The following is a 10,778-nucleotide window of genomic DNA, read 5'->3' as shown; positions in this document are numbered from 1 at the left end:
CACCTTCGAAGCGCTTTTCAAATCCGTTGCACAAACATGCGACCTCTTCCCACCAGACGAGTGCCGAAATCTCTTCAAGGCTGCCGGGTATGTTGCAGATTAAATGGACGGTGCTCTAGCACCGCAGGTTCAGACCGGCAGAACATCAGCTGACCGACCTGTCTGATCTATCGAAGCAAGCTGCTTGGGAAAAGTGGGGGCGTACAGATAAGCGGCCAAACCATGATTATGATCCACTTTCTATCGTTTCTGGCCGATTGTGTCTCTAAGCTAACAGCGTATTCGCCGAGAGGCATCAATCCGGGTATCGTCCACCAACTGCTATGTCCTCGCGGCCGGGGCCTGACCTGTTGTAAAAGCGCATACATCTAAATGACTAGTGCCAAGAGCCTTCTTCTCTAGATGTCTGCGCCCTAACATGCGATCTCTTGAATTTGAGAGCCCAACGACGCTTGGCGCTTCCGGGGGAAACAATGAGAGCTGTTCTATTTCCACTTGCCATGCTTCCGCTTACAGCAGTCGCTGATGGATTGGATGGCACTGCAATAAGCTGTGAAAGCAAGACACCGGCCAAGGCCTGTGTAGCCGCTGCAGCCTATGACGGTATTGCCCTGCTGAGCAATCCGGTGGCCATTGGGAATGATCTTCATTTCGTCGGCTTTAGAAAATCTGACGATGGTTCCGTCCGCGCATTTCACATGAGGACGGCCCTCAACAGTATTAAAGCGTTTCGAGTTTACCATGAGACATCACCTAAAATCGAAACGCGTACACTCTATAGGCTTATCACCGCGTTTCGGGATAAGCTTGTGTCTCAGGTTTATCCCGAAACGCTTTAAAACCGAGATCTTGGCACCAATCGCAGCCGATCTGAGCAAGCCACTATGGGCAGAGGTCACGCCAGATGCGTCCGCGCTCGTCTTCTGCGGGCAAGATACCTGGGACCCAAACCAAAAGATCGAAGTATTCGATGGGTCTGCCAAGCTGATCGGCACCCCCAGCGGAACTGCGGTGGCAACCCTGTGCCAGTCTCAACGCTCAAACGCCATCAGATTTGCAGACGGCTGGCTGCGGGTCGGCGCCGAACTTCAGTTCTATTTCCCGGGCTATGAGCCAGGTGATGCCTTTTTCATCAATCCCAAGGATAGCAGTGTCAAAGGCACAGACTTCATCCTTAACGAAGAACAGCTTGGTGTGGATGATCACGGGATAGCTATTTCACATTGGATAAGTGATGGCTGGCTGGCCCATGCGACCACCGGCTCTGAGATGAACGGGAACGCAACCTATGTTTTAATCCGTTCGGATGAGCAGCTGATTGAAAAGAGGGATGGCCGCTACCTGCTGGATGAGCGTGGCAAACAGCGCGGTAATATGGGCTTTAAGGGTCCGGTGATATCTCCGGACAACGGCCGCCTGGCACTGCTGCGGTACGATTGGAATGAGGCTATGTCCGGACTGAGCTATAGCCTGCATGTGATTGACTTGGATGCTGAAAGCAAAGAACCCGGTTGGCAGTTGTTGAAAGCTATGGGGCACTTTTGCAGGATAACCCGCTAAAGTTTCAACTGACGGTGTTTGACTTGTCGCGGTAGCGGTCTCGCATGTTATCTACATGCACCTCTTAAAGTGCTGAAACAGCGACAGTGGCCGAACCGCATGGGACTAAGCGTCAGGTTCTACGGCCTCTGCCCGGTCTCCCATCAAATAGCGTGGCCCTGAACCGTTTCGTGCAGCACGGTCAGCAGGGTTATAAAGTGCGCACTTTTTCATCGACAGGCAGCCACAACCGATACAGCCATCAAGACTGTCGCGCAATTTGGTCAGTGTCTCAATCCTTTGATCCAGTTCTGCCCTGAAAGTTCCGGCGATGCGGTTCCAGTCTGACTCCGTTGGAGTACGGGCATCAGGAAGGTTTTCCAAAAGCTCGCGGATGCGCGCAATGGTGAAGCCGAAGCCCTGCGCAATAATAACGAAAGACAACCGCCGCAGATCGGCCTTGCGGAAGCGGCGCTGACCGCCCGCGTTACGGTTCGATTGGACCAGCCCCTGCGCTTCGTAATAGCGGATGGCCGAGACCGCCAGCCCTGTGCGGCGGGCGACCTGTCCGATGGTAAGTTCTGCTATGGGCATGGGATTCTCAAAATAAACCTTGACCTAAAGTTAGCTTTAGCAACTACAAACCTGTCCGATCAATATCAAAAGGAGATCGGATCATGCTTCAGGCTCATCTGGAACACACCAATTTCACCGCCAGCGACCCGCTGAAAACCGCTGCCTGGATGGAAGAAGTCTTTGGCTGGAAGATACGCTGGCAGGGTGCCACACTGGGCGGTGGCTACAGCGTTCATGTCGGGACGGATATCGACTATGTCGCGGTGTATTCCCCGAAAGAGGCGCCAAAACCCGGGGCCAGCAGTTACGAAACCGTCGGCGGGCTGAACCATATCGCCGTAACCGTCGATGATCTTGACGCAACCGAACGAAAGGTCACCGCTGCCGGGTTTGAGCCGCATAACCACGCCGATTACGAACCCGGCCGGCGGTTCTATTTCAGGGATCATGACGGGGTGGAATTCGAAGTGGTGCAGTACTGACCCCAAGGGCGCTTTTGAACTGGACGTTTTGGCCTGACCTCCCCTAGGGTCGGTCAAAGCGTCATCAAAGGTCGCCGCCATGTCCCATGTTTTTCCCCGCCATTGCCACAGCCAGCTACCCGTTATTGCCGATGGCGCGGGCTGCTATTTGATCGACCAAAGCGGGAAACGGTATCTTGACGCCTCGGGCGGGGCGGCGGTGTCTTGTCTGGGGCATGGCGATGCTGAGGTAACGGCGGCGATCAAAGACCAGCTGGACAAGATCGCTTTTGCACATACCGGTTTCTTTACCTCCGCCCCGGCCGAGGCATTGGCGGAACTGCTGGTGCGCCATGCACCAACAGGGATTGACCGGGTGATGTTCGTTTCCGGCGGGTCCGAGGCGACCGAAGCGGCGATCAAACTGGCCCGGCAGTATTTCGTAGAAACCGGAGAGCCGCAGCGCGGCCGCCTGATTGCCCGCAAACAAAGCTATCACGGCAACACCATCGGCGCGTTGTCTGCCGGTGGCAATGAATGGCGGCGGGCACAATTCGGCCCGCTCTTGCTGGATATCAGCCATATCGACCCCTGCTATGCCTATCGGCTGCAGGAGGCAGGCGAAAGCGACGAGGCCTATGGCATTCGTGCCGCCAATGCGCTTGAGGCGGAAATCCAGCGGCTGGGTCCTGAAACCGTCATGGGCTTTATTGCGGAACCGGTGGTGGGCGCGACCGCCGGTGCGGTTCCCCCGGCCCCCGGCTATTTCAAACGTATCCGCGAGATTTGCGACCGCCACGGCATTCTTTTGATACTGGATGAGGTCATGTGTGGCATAGGCCGGACCGGCAGCCTGTTCGCCTGTGAACAGGACGGCGTCGTGCCGGATATTGTCTGTATCGCCAAAGGCCTGGGTGCTGGATATCAGCCCATCGGCGCGATGCTGTGTAGCAAACAGATTTACGATGCGATCTCAAACGGCTCCGGCTTTTTCCAGCACGGCCACACCTATCTGGGCCATCCGGTTGCAACCGCTGCCGGTCTGGCGGTGGTGAATGCCATTCTCGACCGCGGTCTGCTTGACCGGGTGCAGGCGCAGGGTGCAAGACTGCGCACAGCCCTGACGGACCGGTTCGGGCAGCACCCGCATATCGGCGATATCCGTGGACGTGGGTTGTTCCTGGGGCTGGAACTCGTAAAGGATCGGGCTACCAAAGCCCCCTTCGACCCATCGCAGAAGTTGGCCGCGCGGCTAAAGAAGGCCGCGTTTGAAGCTGGGCTGATCTGCTATCCGATGAGCGGCACCATAGACGGGCGCAGCGGCGACCACATTCTGCTGGCCCCGCCGTTCATTCTGGAGGACGCGCAGATCGAGGAACTGACAGACAAGCTGGAAAGCGCACTCGACGCCTGCCTTTAGGCGAGCGTGCATTTACGTCGAGCGCCCCGAATGACAGGAAAACCGCATCCAGCGCCAAGACCACTGGCCCGCGATGACCAAGATGTGCTAACGCAACTCAAACGTCTTAGCGCCCGGACACGAGGTACACCTTGACCACCCGCATTTTCCTGCCAATCCGCCGCGACGATCAGGTGCTGATCTTTGAACATCGCGAACGGCGTGAGCAACGCCGGTGGGATTTCTTTGCTGTGGCTGCAGGTACTACAGATGGGTTGCAGCGTACCGGCAACGGTACACTTACACCAGAGGAGATGGCCGAGTGCGAAAGGCTGGTCGAGCTGCTACCGCGCCTAGATGAGGCGCTTGAGAACAATCGTCTGACGGACATTTCTGCCGACCGAATGGGTCTGGCGATGGACAAGGACCTGGCCATCATTGACGGCTCTCCGTTGATGACGGTCGCGCTATATCTGCATCTGAAGCGTGACATTCTGGTCGTTGAAAGCTCTCTGCAGCGCTATCTGGACCGCGCACCCGAGGATCGGTTTGATGTGGGTATGACGGCCTCGGTCTACGCCTCTCAGCTTCGGGTACATCGGCTTGAGGGCGCCTCGAAGATGATTGATGCCGATATGCAGGTGGCTGAAAGCCGCGACAAGACGCATCGCGAATGGGCTTATCTGTTCAATCAGGCCGCAGAACTGAAGCGGCGATCAGGACAGCATCAGGATGCCATTGACCTGTCACTGCAAGTGATCGATCGCTGGCCGTCAGCAGATCTATGGCGGCGGATCGGAAACCTGTATTTCGATATGAAAGATATCGACAGTGCCATCGACAGCTTTTTGAAGGCCGATGCAATGTCTCCGCTGCAGGGCCCGGCCGCTCTGCGTGTTGCCCACTGGCTGGCGCAGAAAGATCGAACGGAGGAGGCGCGCAACTACGCCGAAGTTGCAAGCCGCACGGGCGCACCAAATGCAAGCATACTCCTTGAACGGCTCGATACAGCCGACTGACGCGTCATGCAAAAGCCTGAATCATCTAACGCTGCCCGAAATCAAAGATTTCAACGCGTTCGATGATGCGTGATGTTTAAGGTATTTCGTGAGACGCTTTAACGCACGAGTTTCTGGACCTTTGCATGATGCGGACAGGTGGTCAGGTGATCATTCACCATCCCCACGGCCTGCATGAAAGCATAGGTGATCGTCGGGCCGCAGAAATTAAACCCTGCCTTGCGCAAGTCCTTTGATATCTGCTCGGACAGCGGGGTTTTGGCTGGCACTTCGGCCAATGAGGCGTAGGTGTTCTGGATCGGTTTGCCATCAACATAGCGCCACAGAAAATCGGAAAATCCCGATTGCGCCTCGATCCGCTGCCAAGCCTGGGCGGATTTGATGGCCGCATTGATCTTGCCACGATGCCGCACGATACCCGGATCTGCCAGCAGCCGCTCCACATCCGCGTCATCAAAGGCCGCTACCTTGTCCGGGTCGAACCCGGCAAAAGCAGCGCGAAAATTCTCTCGCTTGCGCAAAATGGTGATCCAGCTGAGCCCCGCCTGAAACCCCTCAAGGATCAGCATTTCCCACAAAGAGCGGCTGTCATAATCCGGCACACCCCATTCTTTGTCATGATACTCGATATATTGCGGATCATCCTCGCACCATGGACAGCGTTCCATCATCGTTCCCCTTCGGCGTCAGTTTGGAACATTTATAGAACATTTTCTTAGCCTTTACGATGATTTAATCGTGTTTGGTCCAGAGTGCCCCCTGCGTACAAGAAAGAGGTAGCGTAATGGTCAGTGAGCGGAACAGAATTGCAGTCTGGCAAAGCATCGGTGATGCGGTCCCCTATCTGACCACGAAATGCGAGGCATCCCTGGCTCAGCGCGCCAAGATGCGCAGCGTCGTGGCCCATACCCTGGCAGAGGATCGGGTATGTCTTGTCTATCAACCGGTGGTTTCGACCCATGCCGGACGCCCGGTCACATTCTACGAAGGGTTGATGCGTCTGCGTGATACCGATGGAAGCCTGATCAAACCAGACGCCTACCTGCCTTTTGTCGAGGGGACGACCCTCAGCCTTGCCCTGGATGTAGAGGTGCTGCGTCTGGCCATTCGCGCGCTGGCCGACAATCCCTGGCTGCGGCTGTCGGTCAACATTACCCCCTTCACGGTTGCAAATGACGACTGGATCGCAACGCTGAAAGCAGCAGCGCAAGCCGCGCCGGACATCGCTTTTCGCCTGATTGTGGAAATTACCGAATCCTCAAGCCTGCTGGATCAACCCAAGGCGCTGGACTTCATCACAGAGTTGCGGGCGCTGGGATGCTCTACCGCGCTGGATGATTTTGGCGCTGGCACAACCTCGTTCCGGCATCTCAGGGCCTATCGGTTCGATATCATCAAAATTGACGGCAGCTTTTGCTGCGGCCTGGCAGGTAGCGCTGATTCGCAGGCGCTTGTTCGTGCGCTGGTGGAGATGGCCCGGCATTTTGAGATGATGACAGTCGCCGAATATATCGAGACCGAGGACGACGCCGCCAAAGCTACCGAACTGGGTGTGGACGCAATTCAGGGCTATCTGATCGGCCGCCCCTTGCAGGAACTGGTTGACCCCTGGGCGCAGCGCGACAGCGCTTGATGGCGCGGTCAGTCGGCTTAGGGCTTTCCCGCCAGTTTTGAAAGCTGGTCCTGCATATCCTTCAACTGCGATTTCAGCGCGTCCAACTCGTCCTTGCGCGAGGCATCTTCGGTAGGTTTCTGCTCTGGCGCGCCGCCGAAGGGCGTAAACATCCGCATGGCGTTCTCAAAGACTTCCATATTGGCCCGGGCCATATTTTCCAGCCCTGCCATGGCCGGATTGGCGCCAAACGCTTTGGTCACCTGTTCGCGAAGTTGTTCCTGATTGTGCAGGAACGTCTCCATCGAGGTTTCAAGATAGCCCGGCACCACACCTTGCAGCGTATCCCCGTAAAGCCGGATCAACTGCCGCAGGAAGTTCGCGGGCAGCATCGTCTCGCCCTTGGCCTCTTCCTCGAAGATGATCTGTGTCAGGACAGACCGCGTGATATCCTCGCCTGACTTGGCATCATGTACAACGAAATCACGGCCCTCGCGCACCATGGCGGCCAGATCCTCCAGCGTCACATAAGCCGATACATCGGTGTTATAGAGCCGACGATTGGCGTATTTCTTGATCACGACGGGATCGGTGTCGGCAGCCTTTTGCTTGGCCATGTCCGGTAAACTCCAATACTCCTGACAGGGCGGCATTATCGCCGGGAAGTGTCGCACCGCAACATAAATTTATTGTGCGCAGCAATGCTGCAGCATGATATGGGCTGCGGGAAAGGGGCAGGCGATGGCAGAGAACGCTAAAGACCAGCAGCAAGAGGCGGCGCAGCAGGCGGCAGATTACCTTGATCTGTGGGAACGCAACCTGCGCCTGATTGCCGTTGACGGGACCCGCGCCGTCAAACAGCCCAAGCCGGAATGACCCATCCGCCCGCCGCGCATAGAACCGGCAAGCCCGATCCGCTGACCTTTCATCTGGGCAGTGCGATCCTTGCCTATCAACAGGCCATACTGGCTGCCCCGATGGCCGGGGACAGCGCATTTCCCTGGCATGACAGCCTGCGACCCACCGCGCCGATGTCGCCCGATCCGATGGCCGTTGCTGAACGGGCACTGACCCGTCTGCGCGGGATGCTGGCAGGCATTTCGATATGGCAGCAACATCCTTATCGCCGTGATCTGACCGAACCACCGGTGATCTGGCAGGCGGGAACCACACGGCTGCTGGATTACGCACCGGATGCGGCAGGGCCAACGGTTCTGGTGGTGCCCTCGCTGATCAACCGCGCCTATGTACTGGATCTGACGGCCGAGCGGTCGATGCTGCGCAGCATGGCCGCTGCAGGATTGCGCCCGGTGCTGGTCGATTGGGGCGATCCGGGCATGGATGAGGCGCGCTTTGACCTTGATGCCTATGTCACCGCGCGCTTGTTACCTGCGGCCGCTTTTCTAACCGGGCAGACCGGTCGCCCGCCTGCAATCCTTGGCTATTGCATGGGCGGTGCGCTGGCGGTGGCGCTGGCGACCCGGGTGCCGGTCTCTGCCTTGGTTACCATCGGCGCGCCCTGGTCGTTTGGCAATACCACCGGACTGGCCGCCGAGATGCGAGGCGTGTTACGCCAAACCGGTATCGCAAAACTGCGCGCGCAACTACATGCTCTTGTACAGGCTTTTGGCGTGGTGCCGGACCTGATGCTGCAGCATTTGTTCGCCCTGATCCGCCCCGTCGACGCTGCTGTCAAATTCCGCAAGCTGGCCCAATTGCCCCCAGACAGCGCAGAGGCGCAGACTTTCGTTGCGCTTGAGGACTGGCTGGCCGACGGCATGGCATTGGCCGGACTCGCAGCCGAGGATCTGCTGATCGACTGGCAGCTTGGCGATGGTTTGGCCAGCGGCGGCTGGCAGGTGCTGGCCCGCCCGGTTTTGGCACGTGATGTGACATGCCCCGCGCTGGTCCTGGCCGGGCAACGTGACATCATCGCCCCGCCCGCCAGCGCGGAGCCACTGGCTACAGCCATTCCTGGTGCCACACTCTCCCAGCCCGATATGGGTCATGTCGGGATGATAATGGGACAACGCGCGCCGAATCTGGTCTGGCGGGACGTTTTCGACTTCCTGAGGCAATTTGGCTGACCCCACACCCTTGCAACCGGGACACAAGCCGACCAAGATCAACGCAACCGGACCTATCGTCTTTCTCAGGGGGTTTTTCTTATGACTGATGTCGTTATCGCCTCTGCCGCGCGCACGCCCGTTGGCAGTTTTCTTGGATCCTTTGCGGACACGCCCGCGCATACGCTGGGTGCTGCGGCGATCTCTGCCGCGCTGGACCGCGCGGGTGTCGCGCCGGGTGAGGTCTCGGAAACCATTCTTGGACAGGTGCTGACTGCGGGCGAGGGGCAGAACCCTGCCCGTCAGGCACATGTTGCTGCCGGGTTGCCGATTGAGGCATCCGCCTGGGGAGTTAACCAAGTCTGCGGGTCTGGCCTGCGGGCTGTCGCCATCGGCGCACAGCATGTTCAGCTTGGCGATGCGGCGATTGTTGTTGCTGGCGGTCAGGAAAGCATGAGCCGCAGCGCCCATGTCGCCAACCTGCGCCGGGGCCAGAAAATGGGCGATATGCAGTTCATCGATTCGATGATCAAGGATGGCCTTTGGGATGCGTTCAACGGCTATCACATGGGCAATACTGCTGAGAATGTCGCCGAGAAGTGGCAAATCAGCCGCGATCAGCAGGACGCCTTCGCGCTGGCCAGTCAGAACAAGGCCGAAGCGGCACAGAAAGCCGGGCGCTTTGATGATGAGATCACACCGGTGACGCTAACCACCCGCAAGGGCGATGTTGTGGTGGATCGGGACGAGTATATTCGTCACGGCGCGACGCTGGAGGGCATGCAGAAGCTGCGCCCGGCCTTTTCCAAGGACGGGTCGGTGACGGCGGCGAATGCGTCCGGCATCAATGATGGGGCTGCTGTAACGCTGCTGATGCATGCTGACGAAACCGCAAAGCGCGGCATCGAACCGCTGGCGCGCATCGCGTCCTATGCCACCGCCGGGGTCGACCCGGCCATCATGGGCACCGGACCGATCCCGGCCTCTCGGGCGGCACTGGAAAAGGCGGGCTGGTCTGTCGACGATCTGGACCTGGTGGAGGCGAATGAGGCCTTTGCGGCACAAGCTTGCGCCGTAAACAAGGATATGGGCTGGAACCCGGAGATTGTGAACGTCAATGGCGGCGCAATTGCCATCGGCCATCCGATCGGCGCGTCTGGCTGCCGTGTGTTGAACACGCTTTTGTTTGAGATGAAGCGGCGGGATGCCAAGAAAGGTCTGGCGACATTGTGCATTGGCGGCGGCATGGGCGTCGCCATGTGTGTCGAACGGTAGCAAAAGGTGGTGGGTTTCACCCACCCTACAGCGGGAGGAAAGATATGGGACGTGTTGCATTGGTGACCGGCGGATCGCGCGGGATTGGCGCGGCGATTTCGGTGGCGCTAAAAGAGGCGGGCTATAGCGTTGCGGCCACATATGGCGGCAATGACGAGGCTGCAAAGGCCTTTACTGAAGAGACCGGGATCCCGGCCTATAAATGGTCGGTCGCGGACTATGACGCCTGCGTTGCCGGGATCAGGCAGGTGGAAGAGGCGTTGGGGCCGATTGATGTGCTGGTGAACAATGCAGGCATCACACGGGACACCATGTTTCACCGGATGACGCCGGACCAGTGGAATGAGGTGATCGACACCAACCTGAATGGGTTGTTCAACATGACCCATCCGCTTTGGTCCGGCATGCGGGAGCGCAAATTTGGCCGCGTGATCAACATATCCTCGATCAACGGGCAAAAGGGGCAGGCCGGGCAGGCGAACTATTCCGCTGCTAAGGCCGGTGATCTGGGTTTTACCAAGGCGCTGGCGCAGGAAGGTGCGCGCTCGGGGATCACGGTGAACGCGATTTGTCCGGGCTATATTGCCACTGATATGGTCAAGGCGATTGATGAAAAAGTGCTGAATGAGCGGATCATTCCCCAGATCCCGATCGGGCGTCTGGGTGAGCCGGAAGAGATTGCGCGTTGCGTTGTTTTTCTTGCCTCGGAAGAGGCGGGGCTGATCACCGGCTCAACCATTTCAGCCAATGGCGGGCAGTTTTTCGTCTGATAGGGGTTGGTCTTAAGACTTACGCCGCTCCTTTTGGGGCGGCGTTTTTGTTGCCGGTACG

Annotated in this window: 13 protein-coding genes; 10 read left to right on the top strand and 3 right to left on the bottom strand. The window is 58.1% G+C overall.

Going from position 1 to position 10,778, the window contains the following annotated elements; all coding sequences use genetic code 11:
* Positions 1-473 precede the first annotated feature (473 nt).
* Positions 474-839 carry a hypothetical protein gene (locus ACW9UQ_RS10400; protein WP_458930953.1) on the top strand — a complete coding sequence of 122 codons (366 nt, stop codon included), beginning with the start codon at positions 474-476 and terminating at the stop codon, positions 837-839.
* Positions 840-849: 10 nt separating this feature from the next.
* Complete coding sequence (locus ACW9UQ_RS10395) at positions 850-1,560, top strand: hypothetical protein (protein WP_458930952.1); 711 nt, start codon at positions 850-852, stop codon at positions 1,558-1,560.
* 105 nt (positions 1,561-1,665) lie between these two features.
* Here ACW9UQ_RS10395 and soxR read toward each other — a convergent pair whose 3' ends face one another.
* Positions 1,666-2,133, bottom strand: coding sequence for a redox-sensitive transcriptional activator SoxR (gene soxR, locus ACW9UQ_RS10390; RefSeq protein WP_458930951.1), 468 nt, complete (start codon positions 2,131-2,133; stop codon positions 1,666-1,668).
* A gap of 83 nt (positions 2,134-2,216) precedes the next feature.
* Here soxR and ACW9UQ_RS10385 point away from each other — a divergent pair, with 83 nt between their 5' ends.
* From ACW9UQ_RS10385 to ACW9UQ_RS10375, 3 genes are all read left to right on the top strand, one after another.
* Positions 2,217-2,597, top strand: coding sequence for a VOC family protein (locus ACW9UQ_RS10385; protein WP_458930950.1), 381 nt, complete (start codon positions 2,217-2,219; stop codon positions 2,595-2,597).
* Positions 2,598-2,676: 79 nt separating this feature from the next.
* Positions 2,677-3,996 carry an aspartate aminotransferase family protein gene (locus ACW9UQ_RS10380; protein ID WP_458930949.1) on the top strand — a complete coding sequence of 440 codons (1,320 nt, stop codon included), beginning with the start codon at positions 2,677-2,679 and terminating at the stop codon, positions 3,994-3,996.
* A gap of 131 nt (positions 3,997-4,127) precedes the next feature.
* Complete coding sequence (locus ACW9UQ_RS10375; protein ID WP_458930948.1) at positions 4,128-4,994, top strand: tetratricopeptide repeat protein; 867 nt, start codon at positions 4,128-4,130, stop codon at positions 4,992-4,994.
* Between the two features lie 98 nt (positions 4,995-5,092).
* Here the strand turns inward: ACW9UQ_RS10375 and ACW9UQ_RS10370 are convergent, their stop codons facing one another.
* A complete protein-coding gene (locus ACW9UQ_RS10370; RefSeq protein ID WP_458930947.1) occupies positions 5,093-5,662 on the bottom strand; it encodes a DNA-3-methyladenine glycosylase I in 570 nt (189 codons plus the stop codon).
* Between the two features lie 116 nt (positions 5,663-5,778).
* Here ACW9UQ_RS10370 and ACW9UQ_RS10365 point away from each other — a divergent pair, with 116 nt between their 5' ends.
* On the top strand, positions 5,779-6,627 hold the full coding sequence (locus ACW9UQ_RS10365) for an EAL domain-containing protein (protein WP_458930946.1): 849 nt from the start codon (positions 5,779-5,781) through the stop codon (positions 6,625-6,627).
* Positions 6,628-6,644: 17 nt separating this feature from the next.
* On the opposite strand, the gene phaR is transcribed toward ACW9UQ_RS10365, so the two are convergent.
* Positions 6,645-7,223 carry a polyhydroxyalkanoate synthesis repressor PhaR gene (phaR, locus tag ACW9UQ_RS10360; RefSeq protein WP_458930945.1) on the bottom strand — a complete coding sequence of 193 codons (579 nt, stop codon included), beginning with the start codon at positions 7,221-7,223 and terminating at the stop codon, positions 6,645-6,647.
* A 124-nt stretch (positions 7,224-7,347) separates the two neighbouring features.
* Between phaR and ACW9UQ_RS10355 the strand changes: the two genes are divergently transcribed.
* The 4 genes from ACW9UQ_RS10355 to phbB all read left to right on the top strand — a co-directional run bounded on the left by ACW9UQ_RS10355 (position 7,348) and on the right by phbB (position 10,717).
* Positions 7,348-7,482: a hypothetical protein gene (locus tag ACW9UQ_RS10355; protein ID WP_458930944.1), complete on the top strand. Its 135-nt coding sequence runs from the start codon at positions 7,348-7,350 to the stop codon at positions 7,480-7,482.
* Positions 7,479-8,693: an alpha/beta fold hydrolase gene (locus tag ACW9UQ_RS10350; RefSeq protein ID WP_458930943.1), complete on the top strand. Its 1,215-nt coding sequence runs from the start codon at positions 7,479-7,481 to the stop codon at positions 8,691-8,693. Before ACW9UQ_RS10355 ends, ACW9UQ_RS10350 begins: the two co-directional genes overlap by 4 nt.
* 81 nt (positions 8,694-8,774) lie before the next feature.
* Positions 8,775-9,947 (top strand): acetyl-CoA C-acetyltransferase, encoded by a 1,173-nt coding sequence (locus ACW9UQ_RS10345; RefSeq protein WP_458930942.1) that lies wholly within the window; start codon positions 8,775-8,777, stop codon positions 9,945-9,947.
* Between the two features lie 44 nt (positions 9,948-9,991).
* The gene (phbB, locus tag ACW9UQ_RS10340; protein WP_458930941.1) at positions 9,992-10,717 is read left to right on the top strand and encodes an acetoacetyl-CoA reductase; all 726 of its coding nucleotides are present in this window, start codon (positions 9,992-9,994) and stop codon (positions 10,715-10,717) included.
* Positions 10,718-10,778 lie beyond the last annotated feature (61 nt).

Source organism: Halovulum sp. GXIMD14793, from assembly GCF_054457435.1.
Note: the sequence above shows the minus strand (reverse complement) of the source record. Positions and strands in the feature narration are given on the sequence as shown.